At 66.8% G+C, this 16,044-nt stretch carries 14 protein-coding genes and 2 tRNA genes; 13 read left to right on the forward strand and 3 right to left on the reverse strand.

Going from position 1 to position 16,044, the window contains the following annotated elements; all coding sequences use genetic code 11:
* The 13 genes from dnaA (at position 1) to DXT68_RS00065 (ending at position 13,746) form a co-directional block, all read left to right on the forward strand.
* A complete protein-coding gene (gene dnaA / locus DXT68_RS00005; RefSeq protein WP_045254007.1) occupies positions 1–1,392 on the forward strand; it encodes a chromosomal replication initiator protein DnaA in 1,392 nt (463 codons plus the stop codon).
* Between the two features lie 496 nt (positions 1,393–1,888).
* Positions 1,889–3,031 carry a DNA polymerase III subunit beta gene (gene dnaN, locus DXT68_RS00010; RefSeq protein WP_045254008.1) on the forward strand — a complete coding sequence of 381 codons (1,143 nt, stop codon included), beginning with the start codon at positions 1,889–1,891 and terminating at the stop codon, positions 3,029–3,031.
* Between the two features lie 78 nt (positions 3,032–3,109).
* Complete coding sequence (recF, locus tag DXT68_RS00015; RefSeq protein WP_045254009.1) at positions 3,110–4,279, forward strand: DNA replication/repair protein RecF; 1,170 nt, start codon at positions 3,110–3,112, stop codon at positions 4,277–4,279.
* Complete coding sequence (locus DXT68_RS00020) at positions 4,272–4,784, forward strand: DciA family protein (protein ID WP_045254010.1); 513 nt, start codon at positions 4,272–4,274, stop codon at positions 4,782–4,784. The genes recF and DXT68_RS00020 overlap by 8 nt, the downstream gene beginning before the upstream one ends.
* Positions 4,785–4,902: 118 nt before the next feature.
* Positions 4,903–6,975 (forward strand): DNA topoisomerase (ATP-hydrolyzing) subunit B, encoded by a 2,073-nt coding sequence (gyrB, locus tag DXT68_RS00025; RefSeq protein ID WP_045254011.1) that lies wholly within the window; start codon positions 4,903–4,905, stop codon positions 6,973–6,975.
* 53 nt (positions 6,976–7,028) lie between these two features.
* Entirely contained in the window at positions 7,029–9,590 is a 2,562-nt protein-coding gene (gene gyrA, locus DXT68_RS00030) for a DNA gyrase subunit A (RefSeq protein WP_045254012.1), read from the forward strand.
* The gene (locus DXT68_RS00035) at positions 9,587–9,991 is read left to right on the forward strand and encodes a DUF3566 domain-containing protein (protein ID WP_045254013.1); all 405 of its coding nucleotides are present in this window, start codon (positions 9,587–9,589) and stop codon (positions 9,989–9,991) included. Before gyrA ends, DXT68_RS00035 begins: the two co-directional genes overlap by 4 nt.
* Positions 9,992–10,131: 140 nt before the next feature.
* A complete protein-coding gene (locus DXT68_RS00040; RefSeq protein WP_045254014.1) occupies positions 10,132–11,400 on the forward strand; it encodes a sensor histidine kinase in 1,269 nt (422 codons plus the stop codon).
* The gene (locus DXT68_RS00045; protein WP_045254015.1) at positions 11,388–12,074 is read left to right on the forward strand and encodes a LuxR C-terminal-related transcriptional regulator; all 687 of its coding nucleotides are present in this window, start codon (positions 11,388–11,390) and stop codon (positions 12,072–12,074) included. The genes DXT68_RS00040 and DXT68_RS00045 overlap by 13 nt, the downstream gene beginning before the upstream one ends.
* Positions 12,071–13,009, forward strand: coding sequence for a DUF4097 family beta strand repeat-containing protein (locus DXT68_RS00050; RefSeq protein WP_244268178.1), 939 nt, complete (start codon positions 12,071–12,073; stop codon positions 13,007–13,009). Before DXT68_RS00045 ends, DXT68_RS00050 begins: the two co-directional genes overlap by 4 nt.
* Before the next feature lie 83 nt (positions 13,010–13,092).
* Positions 13,093–13,166 (forward strand) — tRNA-Ile (locus tag DXT68_RS00055).
* 25 nt (positions 13,167–13,191) lie between these two features.
* Positions 13,192–13,264 (forward strand) — tRNA-Ala (locus DXT68_RS00060).
* Positions 13,265–13,482: 218 nt separating this feature from the next.
* The gene (locus DXT68_RS00065) at positions 13,483–13,746 is read left to right on the forward strand and encodes a hypothetical protein (protein WP_244268179.1); all 264 of its coding nucleotides are present in this window, start codon (positions 13,483–13,485) and stop codon (positions 13,744–13,746) included.
* A 14-nt stretch (positions 13,747–13,760) separates the two neighbouring features.
* Here the strand turns inward: DXT68_RS00065 and DXT68_RS00070 are convergent, their stop codons facing one another.
* The 3 genes from DXT68_RS00070 to DXT68_RS00080 form a co-directional block, all read right to left on the reverse strand.
* A complete protein-coding gene (locus tag DXT68_RS00070) occupies positions 13,761–14,291 on the reverse strand; it encodes a DUF3253 domain-containing protein (RefSeq protein WP_045254017.1) in 531 nt (176 codons plus the stop codon).
* A gap of 80 nt (positions 14,292–14,371) precedes the next feature.
* The gene (locus tag DXT68_RS00075) at positions 14,372–15,493 is read right to left on the reverse strand and encodes a M24 family metallopeptidase (RefSeq protein WP_174233179.1); all 1,122 of its coding nucleotides are present in this window, start codon (positions 15,491–15,493) and stop codon (positions 14,372–14,374) included.
* 38 nt (positions 15,494–15,531) lie between these two features.
* Entirely contained in the window at positions 15,532–15,981 is a 450-nt protein-coding gene (locus DXT68_RS00080; RefSeq protein WP_045254018.1) for a DUF1801 domain-containing protein, read from the reverse strand.
* Positions 15,982–16,044 lie beyond the last annotated feature (63 nt).

Below are 16,044 nucleotides of genomic sequence, written 5' to 3' on the forward strand. Positions count from 1 at the left end.
ATGTCATCACCTGCCCAGCCCGACGTCCCGATCTGGACCACGGTGCAGGAGCTGCTCGAAGCCGACGACCGCGTCACGCCTCAGCTGCAGGGATTCCTCAGTCTCGCCGTGCCGGCCGGCGTCATGGCCGCGACGCTGTACCTCGAAGTGCCCAACGACCTCACGGCTGCTCAGATCAACAAGCGTCTCCGCCTTCCGATCATGGAAGCGCTGTCGCACATCGGCGAAGAGGTCACCTCGTACCGCGTCGTCGTCAACCACGAGCTCGCCGAACAGCCCACCGCACCGATCGCCGTGGCGGACTACGGCCGTCAGGAGCAGTCGCGCATCGAGTCGCCGATGGAGCAGCCCACCCAGCTGCGGCACGAATCGCGGCTCAATCCGAAGTACACCTTCGACAACTTCGTCATCGGACAGTCCAACCGGTTCGCCCACGCAGCGGCGGTCGCCGTCGCCGAGGCTCCCGCCAAGGCCTACAACCCGCTCTTCATCTACGGCGATTCCGGCCTGGGCAAGACACATCTCCTGCACGCGATCGGCGATTACGCCCAGTCCCTCTATGCAGGGGTGAAGGTCAGGTACGTCTCGAGCGAGGAGTTCACCAACGACTTCATCAACTCGATCGCGAACAACCGCGGTGCCGCCTTCCAGGCGCGCTACCGCGAGGTCGACATCCTGCTCATCGACGACATCCAGTTCCTGCAGGGTCGTGCTGAGACTCAGGAGGCGTTCTTCCACACCTTCAACACGCTGCACGATCACAACAAGCAGGTCGTGATCACCAGCGATGTGGCTCCCAAGCATCTGACCGGCTTCGAGGACAGGATGCGCAGCCGCTTCGAGTGGGGCCTCATCACCGATGTCCAGGCGCCCGACCTCGAGACCCGCATCGCGATCCTCCGTAAGAAGGCCCAGAGCGAGGCACTGCACATCCCCGATGAGGTGCTCGAGTACATCGCGACGGTCGTGTCGTCGAACATCCGTGAGCTCGAGGGCGCTCTCATCCGCGTCTCCGCGTTCGCGAGCCTGAACCGCTCCGCCCTCGACATCTCGCTGGCCCAGACCGTCCTGCGCGACATCATCGACACGGCGGAGGACAACATCATCTCGCCGACCGACATCATCACGGCCACCGCGCAGTACTTCAAACTCACCGTCGACGACCTGTACGGATCGAGCCGGTCGCAGCAGATCGCGACCTCCCGACAGATCGCCATGTATCTCTGCAGAGAGCGCACCAGCCTGTCGCTGCCGAAGATCGGGCAGCTGTTCGGCAATCGGGATCACACCACCGTCATGTACGCCTACAAGAAGATCAGCGAGCTCATGAAGGAGCGCCGCTCGATCTACAACCAGGTGACCGAGATCACCACGCAACTCGGACGTCGCTGAACGTCGTCCGACGGCTTCCGAAGGGGGTCATGACCGCCGACAGGCCGTCATGACCCCCTTCTCGTCTCCCGACACGGCATATGAGGCGACGGATCGATGCCAGTTTGCACATGTGGATAACTTGTGGATGAATCCCGTGAGGATCGGGACGGATGTGTGGGAAACCGACTGGACTGTGGATAACTCCAGGTAGGGCTTCGGGTCGGTTTACTCGATCCACCCGCGGATTCCTCAGGGATTCCACAAGTGACATCCGTGTAGTTCCCTACTCGCGCCTGCTATCCACCGAGTTATCCACAGAATCCACAAGGGTTAACACCGTTAAGGAGTTACTTCAATTCAGGGGCGATCCGATCACCAGACGGTGGGGAGAGTCGGGACCGACCGAGCTTCGCGTCCGTCGTAGGAGTACGCCCGACTGTGGGGCTAGCATGGGAAGCCCTGCACCGGCAGGACCGATGACGACACGTCTCAGAACGACGACAAGGGAGCACCCGTGAGGTTTCAGGTCAATCGCGATGTGTTCAGCGAGGCTGTGTCGTTCGTCGTCAAGCTTCTTCCGCAGCGCAACCCGCAGCCGATCCTCGCCGGAGTTCTGATCGAGGCCGACGGTTCCGGCCTCACCCTCTCGGCCTTCGACTACGAGGCGTCCGCTCGTACCACCATCGAGGCGACGGTCGAGACCCCCGGCACGATCCTGGTCCACGGACGACTCCTGTCCGACATCGCCAGCCGTCTTCCGAACGCACCCATCGAGATCGCCGTCGAGGACGACGGCGGGATCACGGTGACCTGCGGGTCGGCACGATTCACCCTCGCAGCCATGCCGGTCGAGGAATATCCCTCCATCCCCGAGGTCTCGGGCTCGTCGGGAGTCGTTCCCGCCGACGAGTTCGGCACTGCGATCGCACAGGTCGGCTTCGCGGCATCCCGCGACGACGTGACACCCGTGCTCACCGGCGTGCAGCTCGAGGTGTCGGGTCACACCCTCAGCCTCGTCGCCACCGACCGCTACCGCGTCTCGCTCCGCGACGTCCCGTGGGACGGAGAGGCGGTCGAGGCGACTGCGCTCGTCCCCGCGCGCACCCTGCTCGAGGTCGGCAAGACCTTCGGCCACGCCGGCACGATCCAGGTCGCCTTCTCGGGTGCGGGGGACCGCGAGATCATCGCGTTCACCGCCGGGAACAAGACCGTGACGTCGCTGCTCATCAAGGGCAACTTCCCCCCGGTCCGTCGCCTCTTCCCCGAGCAGACCGAGCACTACGCGGTCATCAACACCGCCGACCTCGTCGAGGCGGTCCGCCGTGTGTCGCTCGTGCTGGACCGCGCCGCTCCGCTGCGCTTCACCTTCGCGGCCGACGGCGTGACCATGGATGCGTCCGGCAGCGAGCACGCCCGCGCCTCGGAGTCCGTGGACGCGATCCTCTCGGGCGGCGACGAAGTCACCCTCGGACTCAACCCGCAGTATCTGATCGAGGCCCTCGGCGCCGTCAAGAGTGAGTTCGTGCGGGTCACGTTCACCTCGAGCGACAACGCCAACAAGCTCAGCCCGGTGCTCATCACGAGCCAGACCTCGGTCGACCAGGCCGGGCTCGACTCGTTCAAGTACCTGCTCCAGCCCAACCTGCTGCTGCGCTGATCCAGCGACGAGCACGTCCGGTAACGCATCGTTCCGCCCGACCCGGGCAGTGTCAGACCCCGAAGGTAGGCTGACGACGTGATTGTGGAGCACCTGAGTCTGGTCGATTTCCGCAATTACGCGACCGCTGACCTCGCCCTCCATCGCGGTCCGAACGTCCTCGTGGGCAGAAACGGCCAGGGCAAGACGAACCTGGCCGAGGCGGTGGTGTTCCTGGCCACACTCGGATCCCATCGGGTCTCCTCGGATGCGCCGATGGTGCGGGAGGGACAGGACTTCGCGGTCATCCGCGCTCGTCTGTCGCACGGCGAGCGCAAGGTCCTCGTCGAAGTGCAGCTCAACAAGCAGGGGTCCAACAAGGCCCGCATCAACGGATCCCCCTCGAAGACGAACGAACTCCCGCGCTATGCCCACGTCGTGCTCTTCGCGCCGGAGGACCTGCAGATCGTGCGAGGAGATCCGTCCGCGCGACGCCGATTCGTGGATCAGCTGCTGATCCAGCGCACTCCGCGCCTGTCTTCGGTGCTCGCCGACTACGACCGCGTGCTCAAGCAGCGCAACGCCCTGTTGAAATCCGCGAGAGCTCGCGGCATCAAGGGCGAGGGGCTCAGCACTCTCGACGTCTGGGATGACAAGCTCGTCTCGCTCGGCGCCGAGATCATCTCGGCGCGACAGCGCCTGGCGATCGATCTTCAGCAGCCGGTCGCCGAGGCGTATGCGGCGATCGCCGGAGAGGACCACCGCCCGCGGCTCGAGTGGGCGCTCTCGGTCCGCGGTGCGGATCCCGAGGAACCGGAGGCCGGAGCGCCGGTCACCGCCGAGACCTCCGGCGACATCGCCGAGATGTTCCACGCGGCGCTGCTCGCGAAACGCTCGAACGAGCTCGAACGCGGCCTCACCCTCACCGGTCCCCACCGTGACGACCTGGTGCTCAGCGTGCGCGGTCTGCCGGTGAAGGGCTACGCCTCGCACGGCGAATCCTGGTCGGTGGCACTCGCGCTGCGTCTCGCCTCCGCCGAACTGCTGCGCGCCGAGTCGCCGGCCGGCGATCCGGTGCTCATCCTCGACGACGTCTTCGCCGAGCTCGATGCCGATCGTCGTCAGCGTCTCGCCGCCCTCACCGCCGGGTACGAACAGGTCGTGGTGACCGCCGCCGTGGAGGAGGACATCCCCGATGTCCTGCATGCGCACGTCGTGAGGATCTCCGCGGGGACCATCAGCGATGAGAGGCTGGCTGCGGATGACTGATCCCGCCGCTGTTCCGGCATCCGAGGCGCCCGAGGCTCCTGAGACGGTCGCCACCTACCTCCGGCTGCGCGGGCTGAAGCCCAGTTCGAAGAACTGGAAGCGCAAGCGGCGGGTGGTCACCGACGACGACAACGCTCCGTTCACGCCCGGTCGCGATCCGGGCCCCCTGGGAGCGGTGCTCGACAAGCTCGCACACGACTCGGGGTGGCAGAAGACCCTGGCGCGGGAGGACCTGGTGCGCCAATGGGCCGATCTGGCCGGTGCGGACACGGCGAAGCACTCCGAGCCGGTCTCGCTCGAGCGCGGTGTTCTCACGGTGAAGTGCGATTCGACGGCCTGGGCGAAGAACCTCCAGTTCATGCGCGGGACGATCCTCACCGAGATCGGGCGGCGGTATCCCGACGCGGGTGTCGAGAACCTCCGTTTCATCGGACCCGACGTACCGTCATGGAAATGGGGTCCCAGAGTCGTTCCAGGACGGGGCCCACGCGATACCTACGGGTAGGACACCATAAAGGGGGTCCCGACGGCTCAGAGGGCCACACGAGGCCGCTGAGCCGCATATCGGCACGAAAGACCGCTAGACTGGGAGTTCGTGATATCGATGTGGAGAATGCCCTCTGATGACGCCTGAATCCCCCGCTGACGAGACGGAATCCACCGGCGGGGAGAACCCTGCCACCGAGAACAACAAGATCTCACCCAAGGTGAAGCAGCCCGGTGAGTACGGTGCCGACTCCATCCAGATCCTCGAGGGTCTCGAAGCCGTACGCAAGCGCCCGGGCATGTACATCGGTTCCACGGGACCGCGCGGTCTGCATCACCTCGTCTACGAGATCGTCGACAACTCCGTCGACGAGGCCCTGGCGGGCTATGCCGACACGATCTTCGTGACGCTGCTCGAAGACGGCGGCGTGCGAGTGGTCGACAACGGCCGCGGCATCCCCGTCGATCCGCACTCCTCCGACCCGACGAAATCGACCGTCGAGGTCGTCCTGACGATCCTGCACGCCGGCGGAAAGTTCGGCGGCGGCGCATACGCGGTCTCCGGTGGTCTGCACGGTGTCGGCTCGTCGGTCGTGAACGCGCTCTCGACCCGGTTCGACGTCGAGGTGAAGCAGAAGGGCTTCGTCTGGCGCCACAGCTTCGCCGACGGCGGCGTCCCGCAGCAGAAGCTCGAGAAGGGCGAGGCGTCCGACGAGACCGGAACCAGCATCACGTTCTGGCCCGACGCCGAGATCTTCACCGAGACCACGGACTTCGAGTACGACACGCTGCGCACGCGATTCCAGCAGATGGCGTTCCTGAACAAGGGGCTCCGCATCGAGCTGTCCGACGAGCGACCGAAGTCGGCATACGAGGTCGAGGTCGACGGTCAGGCCACTCTCACGCAGCCCAACGATGTGTTCCTGTACGAGCGCGGCCTCGTCGACTACGTGGAGTACCTGAACAAGGCGCGTCACGCGGAGGTCGTCAACGACGAGATCATCGCGTTCGAGTCCGAGGACACGCAGCGCAAGATCTCGCTCGAGGTCGCGATGCAGTGGACCACCTCGTACACCGAGAACGTCTTCACCTACGCGAACACGATCAACACCCACGAGGGCGGCACGCACGAAGAGGGCTTCCGAGCGGCGCTGACCACGCTCGTGAACAAGTACGCGCGAGCGAACAACCTCCTCAAGGAGAAGGACGACAACCTCTCGGGCGACGACGTGCGAGAGGGACTGACCGCGGTCATCTCGATCAAGCTGGGTGAGCCGCAGTTCGAGGGGCAGACCAAGACCAAGCTCGGCAACACCGAGGCCAAGGCGTTCGTGCAGAAGGTCGTCGGCGATCAGCTCGGAGACTGGTTCGGCCGCAACCCGATCCAGGCCAAGAACGTGATCCGCAAGGCGATCGATGCCGCGACCGCACGTCTGGCCGCCCGCAAGGCCCGCGAGACCGCGCGCCGCAAGAGCGTCTTCGAATCGGCCGCGATGCCCGACAAGCTCAAGGACTGCACGAGCAAGGACCCGTCGATCAGCGAGATCTTCCTCGTCGAGGGCGACTCGGCCGGCGGCTCGGCCGTGCAGGGCCGCGACCCGCACACGCAGGCGATCCTGGCTCTGCGCGGCAAGATCCTCAACGTCGAGCGTGCGCGCCTCGACAAGGCTCTGGCCAACAAAGAGGTCCAGGCGATGATCCAGGCCTTCGGCACGGGCATCGGCGAGGAGTTCGACATCGAGAAGGCGCGGTATCACAAGATCGTGCTGATGGCCGATGCCGACGTCGACGGTCAGCACATCACCACGCTGCTGCTCACCCTGCTGTTCCGCTACATGCGCGGTCTCATCGAGGCCGGGTTCGTGTATCTCGCGATGCCGCCCCTGTACCGCCTCAAGTGGACGAACCAGCCGCACGAGTACGTCTTCAGCGACGCCGAGCGTGACGCCCTGCTCAAGCACGGCCTCGACAACGGCAAGCGGATCCCGAAGGATGCCGGCATCCAGCGCTACAAGGGTCTCGGTGAGATGAACCCGAAGGAGCTGTGGGAGACGACGATGGACCACGCGACCCGCACCCTGCAGCAGATCACGATCGAGGATGCCGCGGCAGCCGACGAGATCTTCAGCGTGCTGATGGGCGAGGACGTCGAGTCCCGCCGCGGATTCATCCAGCGCAACGCCAAGGACGTCCGCTTCCTCGACATCTGACGCGCTGACGCGCGCCCGCATTCGTTCGACACCGACCGGAATCGACAACACACATGACTGACGAAGAACGCCCCGAGCTGGCACACGATCACGGCAAGATCGACCAGGTCGACCTGCAGTCCGAGATGCAGCGCAGCTACCTCGACTACGCGATGGCCGTCATCGTCGGTCGTGCGCTGCCCGACGTGCGCGACGGACTCAAGCCCGTGCACCGACGGGTGATCTACGGCATGTACGACGGGGGCTTCCGCCCCGACAAGTCCTTCTCGAAGTGCGCCCGTGTCGTGGGCGAGGTCATGGGTCAGTACCACCCGCATGGCGACTCGGCGATCTACGACGCCCTCGTCCGTCTCGTGCAGCCGTGGTCGTTGCGCTATCCCCTGGCGATGGGCCAGGGCAACTTCGGCTCGCCCGGCAACATGGGCGCCGCGGCTCCGCGATACACCGAGACCAAGATGGCCCCGCTCGCGCTCGAGATGGTGCGGGACATCGAAGAAGACACCGTCGACTTCACCGACAACTACGACGGTCAGACGCAGGAGCCGACGGTCCTCCCGGCGCGCTTCCCCAACCTGCTCGTCAACGGATCGGTCGGTATCGCGGTCGGTATGGCGACCAACATCCCCCCGCACAACCTGCGCGAGGTGTCGGCGGCGGCGCTCTGGGCACTCGACAACCCCGGTCTGCCCCGCGAGGAGCTGCTCGAGGGACTGATCCAGCGCATTCCCGGTCCGGACTTCCCCACCGGGGCGCAGATCCTCGGGACCAAGGGCGTGCAGGAGGCGTACCGCACCGGTCGCGGATCGATCACGATGCGCGCCGTCGTCAATGTCGAGGAGATCCAGGGCCGCACGTGCCTCGTGATCACCGAGCTGCCGTACCAGGTCAACCCCGACAACGTGGCGGTGAAGATCGGCGACCTCGCCCGTGACGGCAAGATCACCGGCATCGCCGACATCCGCGACGAGTCCTCCGACCGCACGGGTCAGCGCCTCGTCGTCGTCCTCAAGCGCGACGCGGTCGCCAAGGTCGTGCTCAACAACCTGTACAAGCACACGCAGCTGCAGGAGAACTTCGGCGCGAACATGCTGGCGATCGTCGACGGTGTCCCCCGGACACTGGCGATCGACGGCTTCGTCACCCACTGGATCACCCACCAGCTCGAGGTCATCGTCCGTCGCACCCGCTTCCGCCTGGCGAAGGCGGAGGCGCGCATGCACATCCTGCGCGCCTACCTGAAGGCGCTCGATGCGCTCGACGAGGTCATCGCGCTGATCCGCCGCTCCCCCACGGTCGACGAGGCGCGCACGGGTCTGAAGGCCCTGCTCGACATCGACGACGATCAGGCCGATGCGATCCTGTCGATGCAGCTGCGTCGTCTCGCAGCCCTCGAGCGTCAGAAGATCCTCGACGAGGCGGCGGAGCTCGAGTCCCTGATCGCCGAGTACAAGGCGATCCTGGCCGACGAGTCGCTGCAGCGCGACATCATCCGCGAGGAGCTGACCGGCATCGTCGACCGCTTCGGTGACGACCGCCGCACGCACATCCTGCACGGATTCGACGGCGACGTGTCGATGGAAGACCTCATCGCCGAAGAGGAGATGGTGGTCACCATCACCCGCGCCGGGTACATCAAGCGCACGCGCAGCGACAACTACCGGTCGCAGCACCGTGGCGGCAAGGGCATCAAGGGCGCCCAGCTGCGGGCGGATGACATCGTCGAGCACTTCTTCGTGACGACCACGCACCACTGGCTGCTGTTCTTCACCGACAAGGGCCGCGTGTACCGCTCGAAAACGTACGAGGTCCCCGAGGCCGGGCGCGATGCGAAGGGCACGCACGTCGCGAACCTCCTCGCCCTGCAGCCCGACGAGAACATCGCGCAGGTGCTCGACATCCGCGACTACGCCGTGGCCGACTACCTCGTGCTCGCGACGCGTGACGGTCTGGTCAAGAAGACCAGGCTCGACAGCTATGACACCAACCGCCAGGGCGGCGTCATCGCGATCCGCCTGAACGACGAGGACGAGCTCGTCTCGGCCCTCATGGTCAACGCCGAGGACGACATCCTGCTCATCAGCCGTCGAGGGATGTCGGTGCGGTTCAGTGCGACGGACGAGGCGCTGCGCCCCATGGGTCGTGCGACGGCCGGCGTGAAGGGCATGAAGTTCCGCGAGGGCGACAGCCTGCTCTCTGCATCCGTCGCCGCACCGGGGCACTTCGTGTTCGTGGTCACCGACGGCGGGTACGCGAAGCGCACCGCGATCGAGGAGTACCGCGTCCAGGGACGCGGTGGATTCGGCATCAAGGTCGCCAAACTCAACGACGATCGGGGCACCCTCGCCGGTGGTCTGATGGTGGCGGAGGACGACGAGGTCTTGGTGGTTCTCTCCAGCGGCAAGGTGGTACGCTCTGCCGTGGCCGAGGTGCCGGCGAAGGGCCGAGACACCATGGGAGTGGTGTTCGCCCGTACGACGGAAGCGGACCGGATCCTCGCCATCGCCCGCAACAGCGAGCGCGGCCTCACCGACGACGCCGAAGCGGACGAGGCGGAATCGGACCCCGGTGCCGCCGCCCCCGAGACGACCGAGAACCCTGAGGAAGCAGACGCATGAGCACAGTAGCCGACAAGCTGGCGAAGAAGTCCACGCGCAAGACCGGAGGCAAGCAGGTCCGCCTGCGTCTGGTGTACGTCGATTTCTGGTCGGCTGTGAAGCTCTCGTTCCTGGGAGCCGTCGCGCTCGCGATCGTCACGATGGTGTCGTTCTTCCTGATCTACCTCGTGCTCCAGGCCACCGGGATCCTCGCTCAGGCGGATGAATTCGTCGGCGTCGTCACCGACGAGTCCGTGCGCATCTCCGAGATCGCCGGTCTGCCGCAGGTGATGGCGTTCGCGGCCGTGGTCTCGATCCTGAACCTGATCGTCTTCACCGTCCTCGGCGCTGTCGTGGCCGGTATCTACAACGTCGCCGTGAAGGTGACCGGCGGGCTGCTCGTCGGCTTCATGTCGAACTGACCCCCGGGTTTCTCTGAGGGGCGGATGCGCACAGCATCCGCCCCTCAGTCGTTCCCGGGTCGCGAAGGTAGGGAAAACCCGACATCGGGTGTCCGGCTGCCTCGGTGTCGGCCTCGTCAGCCCCGCCGTACCTTGGAACCATGACGACACAGACTGCCACGCCACCCGAGGTGACGGCCACGAAGCCGCCGCTTCGCCTCTTCCTCTCGATCCTGCATCTCGCGGGCATCGGGGTCATCGGCGGCTTCATCTTCGCAACCCTCTCGGGTCTGCTCGGCACGGGTCTCGGTCTGCTGTTCGCGGCCGGCATCGGGGCGGTGCTCCTCGTGGGTCTCGTCTACGCGCTGTTCGGCGTCGGCTGGTTCGAGGTCGCCCGGGTGGGAGCCCTGTACCGCACGCCGATCGCACCGCTGCGGTGGCGTCCGCGAGATCGCCCCGGTTTCGTGGGTTGGCTTCGCTCCCTGGGGCGGCAGTCGATCGACGGCCGCATGTGGCGGGCGCTCGCGAACTTCGCGATCACCGCTGTCCTCGGGTGGATCGTGCTGCGTCTGGCCTGGGGCATCGTGTGGTCGGTGATCATCTGCTTCGCTCCCCTGACCGGCGCGGACACCGTCATCGGCCCGTTCGGAGGCGGCGGCATCGCGGTCGCCTGGGCGCCCGTCGTCGGAATCCTCGGGTTGGCCGCATCCCTCGCCGGCATCATCGGTCTGGCCCTGCTGCACCGCGTGCTCGCGCTATCGATCGTGGTGCGCAGCCGTGAGGCTGAGCTGACCGAGCGGGTGCGCACCAGCTCCGCCCAGCGCGAGGGGGCGGTGCGGGCGGCAGATGTCGAGCGCACACGCATCGAGCGCGACCTGCATGACGGCGTCCAGCCTCGACTCGTGTCAGTGGGGATGACGCTCGGCCTCGCCCAGCAGAAGATCGATCACGACCCCGATGCGGCCAAGGAGCTCATCGCCGAGGCGCACACGTCGACCAAGGCGGCCATCACCGAGCTGCGACAGCTCGCCCGAGGCATCCACGCCTCGGTGCTCGACGACCGCGGTCTCGATGCCGCGTTGTCCGCGCTCGCGGGGCGCTCGCACATTCCGGTGAGTCTCGACGTGCGCATGGACGGCCGGTGCAGTCGCGAGGCCGAGGCCGCGGTGTACTTCTCGATCGCCGAGTCGCTGACCAACGCCGCGAAGCACTCCAGGGCCAGTGCGGCCAGGGTCACCGTGCGACTGCGCGACAGCGGCGTGCTCTGGGCGCGTGTCGAGGACAACGGCATCGGCGGCGCCCAGGTGCAGCCAGGCGGCGGCCTCGACGGCATCGCGAACCGCGTGCTCGCCGCCGGCGGCACCTTCCGCCTGGAGAGTCCCGTCGGCGGGCCGACCAGCCTGGAGGTGAACGTGCCATGCGCATCCTGATCTGCGAGGACTCGGTCCTGCTGCGTGAGGGACTCGTGCGACTGCTCGAAGACGCCGGCCACACCATCGTCGCGGCCCTGCCCGATGTCGAGGGACTGCGGGAGGCGGTGTCGACGAGCGACCCCGAGCTCTGCATCCTCGACGTGCGTCTGCCCCCCACCTTCACCGATGAGGGCATCAGGGCCGCACTCGCGCTGCGCGCGACCGACCCCGCGCTCCCGCTTCTCGTGCTGTCGCAGTATGTGGAGGAGCGGTACGCGTCTGACCTCATCGCCGCGCAGGGAGGTCCGCTGGGCTACCTGCTCAAAGATCGCGTCGCTGACGTCTCGGAGTTCCTCGCCTCCGTGCAGCGGATCTCCGAGGGCGCGACCGTGCTCGATCCCGAGGTCGTGGCGCAGCTGCTCACCCGGCGCAACCGCGACGACCGGATGCAGAGGCTCACCGAACGTGAACGCACGGTGCTGGCGCTGATCGCAGAGGGCAAGTCGAATCAGGCGATCGCCGGTCTGCTCTACGTCTCCGAGGCGAGCGTCGAGAAGCACATCACCGCGATCTTCCAGAAACTGGGCTTCGAGCAGGGCGAGTCGGGCAACCGGCGCGTGCTGGCGGCGCTCGCGCACATCGAGAACACCGGCGGTACGACGCCGACCGGACAGACAGGAATGGCACGATGACGATCAACGACGACCACCGGGGTGGCCACACGCCACTGACGCCGCCGCCGGCGGCTCCCGAAGCGACGGCCGAGACCCCCGGAACGCCGGGGCAGCAGTCCCCCGCACAGCCCACAGAACAGCATCGGACCCCGGGAGCGACAGCCATCCTGGTCGTGACGGCCGTGGTGGGCGGTGTCGCCCTGCTCGCCTCGGGCGGCGCAGCGGCCTTCGCCGGCACCGGTGGGCTGCTCTCCTCGTCGACCGGCTCGGGTGACGTCGTGCAGACCGTGGATGCGAGCGGGCTGCAGGGCATCGACCTCGACGTCGACGCGGGCAACATGCGCGTCGAATTCGGCGACGTCGATGAGGCGCGGCTCTCGGTCAGCAACAGCCGTGGACCGGCATGGACCCTCGAGCGCGAGGGTGACGAGCTGGTCGTGCACTCCCCGAACTCCGAGTTCGGGTGGTGGTTCGGCAGCTGGTTCGGTGACGACCAGTCGGCGGTGCTGACGCTGCCCGACAGCCTTCGCGACTCCGCCGTGGACGCGGACATGACCCTCGATGCCGGCAGTCTCGACGTGGTCGGGGACTTCGGGGAACTCGACCTCACCGTCAATGCGGGGGCGCTCGATGTCGAGGGGGCTGCGAACAGCGTGAGCATCGACATGAGCGCCGGCCGCGCCGACGCCCTGCTCGACGGAGTGGAGACTGCGGCCCTCAGTGTCTCGGCGGGCGACCTCAGCGTCGATCTGACCGGACGGGCGCCCACGACGACGACGATCGACGTGAGCGCCGGGTCGGTGGATCTCACCGTGCCGAACACGTCGTATGCGATCACGCAAGATGTCACCGCGGGATCCCTCGACGCGAAAGTCGAGCAGTCGGCCGACGCCCAGCGGGCGATCGATGTGTCTCTGGCTGCGGGCAGAGTCACGATTCGCCCCGGTCGGTGATCCTCGTCGAGGGCGGGGTTCGACGGTTCCCCGCCCTCGATTGGGTAAATCTCAGAATCTCCGGTAAAGTTTCGGAGGTTGACGGGCCCATAGCTCAGGCGGTTAGAGCGCTTCACTGATAATGAAGAGGTCCCAGGTTCAAGTCCTGGTGGGCCCACTCATCAACTCAAGAAATCCCTCACGGGGCCTTAGCTCAGTTGGTAGAGCGCCTGCTTTGCAAGCAGGATGTCAGGAGTTCGAATCTCCTAGGCTCCACACTGTGTTGAGACAGTTCGAGAAGGCCCCGCCTGGTGCGGGGCCTTCTCGTTTATCCCCTCTCCACAGGTGTTAACAACCCTGTTAACAACCATGCACGCACCTCTGTTCACGCACCGACGAAACCACATTCCATGTCTTCGCAAGGATCGCAACCCCCCTTCTCAGCTCCGCGACTCGGGCGTAACCTGCCGGTCATGGGTGAGGAGAAATCCACGATGGTCCAGACTGAGGTCACTTTCGACGGGACGAGCTTCCTGCTGTCCCAGGACCAGGACGTGGGTGAGCTTCGTCGCCGCATCGAGGAGGCGACACGGGGCACCGGCACGTTCGTCGACGTGGTCGTCGTCGGCAACCGGCAGGTGAGCGTGCTGATCACTCCGCGCAGCCACGTCACGATCAGTGTCGCCACCGTCGCCTACGACTCGCGTGACACCGGCGACCTCGACTATCCGTACGGCGGGTACTACGACGTCATCTGACACGGTTCGACGTGTCAGATCCGCGGGCCGCGGATCATGCGCACGGGCCCTCTCACCTCTCGGATGTCGACGGTCTCACCCTTCTGCGTGACCACGATCTCGTCGCTGTCCGCGAGGTTGCTCGCGACGCGGCGCACCTGGGGCATCAGCGCACGCCAGGAATCCCCGCCGATCGCGCGGGCCACATCGCTCGGGCAGATCGACGACCCGTCGCGTTTGCGCGTGAGAGCGCGGATGGTCGCGGCGATCCTCTCGTCGAACTCCTCCCCGGCCGGCTCCTCCCACCACGGCGCTCCGCGCTCGCCCAGAGCGGTCTTCGCATCCTGCACGCGTCGTCGGGCATCGGATTCCGCGGCTCTGACCGCACGCCGCGCTGCCATGAGCTCGTCCACCAGCTCCTGACGGAACGAATCCGGGATCGAAGGATCCGTCGCCCGCCATCGGCGCCCGCCGATGATCACGTGGTGTCCGTCGGGCGTGAGCTCGGGGCCCCCGTCGTCCGTGTCGCCCGCCTTCGTGGAACGTGCGCCCCTGTCCGATGCCATGAACGGCAGTCTGCCCTCGTGGTGCGACACGCGACAGGGGCTTGACCGCCCCGGGATGGGGCCGTCGGGCGGCGCCCGTCTCAGCCGACCGCGGTGAGCCCGTGAGGGGCGACGTTGAGGCGCTCGCAGCCGTCTGCGGTCACCACGACGATGTCCTCGATGCGGGCGCCCCACTGCCCCGCGAAGTAGATGCCCGGCTCGATGCTGAAGGCCATGCCCTCGCGGAGCACGAGGTCGTTACCAGGGGCGATGTAGGGCTCCTCGTGCACCGAGACGCCGATTCCATGACCCGTGCGGTGCAGGAACGCGTCGGCGAGTCCCGCCTCGGCCAGGACGCTGCGCGCTGCGGCATCCACGTCGTGCGCGGTCGCCCCGGGGCGCACGGCGTCGACGGCGGCCTGCTGGGCGCGCACCAGCACGCCGATCCGCTCCGCCGCATCTGGGGCCGGGCTTCCGACGACGTAGGTGCGCGTGCTGTCGGAGTTGTAGCCGCTGGGCACGGCTCCCCCGATGTCGACGACGACGACGTCTCCGTCCTGGATGACCCGGTCGGACACCTCATGATGCGGGTCGGCGCCGTTCGGACCCGATCCCACGATCACGAACTCCACTGTGCGGTGTCCTTCGGCGACGATGGCGTCGGCGATGTCCGCCGCCACCTCGCGCTCGGTGCGGCCGGTACGCAACCACTCGTGCACCCGTCGGTGCACGGCGTCGATCGCCGCTCCGGCTCTGCGCAGCTCGGCCACCTCGTCGGCGTCCTTGATCATGCGGCCCTCGCGCAGCACCGGCGTCGCGAGCTCGATGTCCACGCCGAGTCTCCGTGCCAGGGGCACCACGTGCAGCGCCGGAAGCGCGTCGGAGACGCCGACCCTGGACACCGTGTCGAGGGCGGCGGCGACCAGTTCGTACGGATCCTCGCCATCGACCCAGTCGGCGACGGCGAGACCGAGATCACCCACGGCGGTGCTGCGCACCTTGGCCAGTTCCATCCGAGGGACGACGACGGTCGCAGCCGTGCCGGGGCCGAGGATCAGCGCGGTGAGGCGCTCGATCGTGTCGCCCTCGACACCCACGACGTACTCGAGGTCGGGGCCCGGGCCCACGACGATCCCGTCGAGGCCCGCCTCGGCGGCCAGGGCTGACGCACGATCGAGTCGGGCGGCGTAGACGGATGCGGGGAAGAACGGCTGCGTGCTCACGGCATCCACGCTACTGCGCGCACAGCAGCTGTGAGGGCTCAGCTCGCGGCGAGGCGGATGCGCTCGCTCAGCAGCGTGCGGTTGCTTGCCGACAGGTCGAGCAGGGCATATGCCGTGGGCCACATGGTGCCGTCGTCCAGGTTCGAGATCGGCTCGAAGCCGAAGGTTCCGTAGCGAGCCTTGAACTTGCTGGCGGGCTGGAAGAAGCACAGCACCTTGCCGTCCTTCCCCCACGCGGGCATGCCGTAGTAGGTGCGCGGCACCAGCTCGGGCGCGACCTCGCTGACGAGATCGTGCAAAGCGGCGGACAGCTCTCGGTCACCGGCGTCGGGAAGCTTGGCGATGGCGGCCTCGAGATCGGCCAATCCCTCTGCCCGCACATCCTCCGGGGTCTTCCTGGCGCGCGAGCGGGACTTGCGCTTGTCGGCCGCCGCCTCCTTCATGGCCTCGCGCTCCTCTGCGCTGAAGTTCTTCTCGTCGTCGGCCATGGTCGATCCTCTCCTCGGGTGTCGCGTGATGGCTTCAGACTACGGATCAGGCCGTCGCGGTGC

Origin of the sequence: Microbacterium foliorum (assembly GCF_003367705.1) — a bacterium.
Classification (GTDB): domain Bacteria; phylum Actinomycetota; class Actinomycetes; order Actinomycetales; family Microbacteriaceae; genus Microbacterium; species Microbacterium foliorum.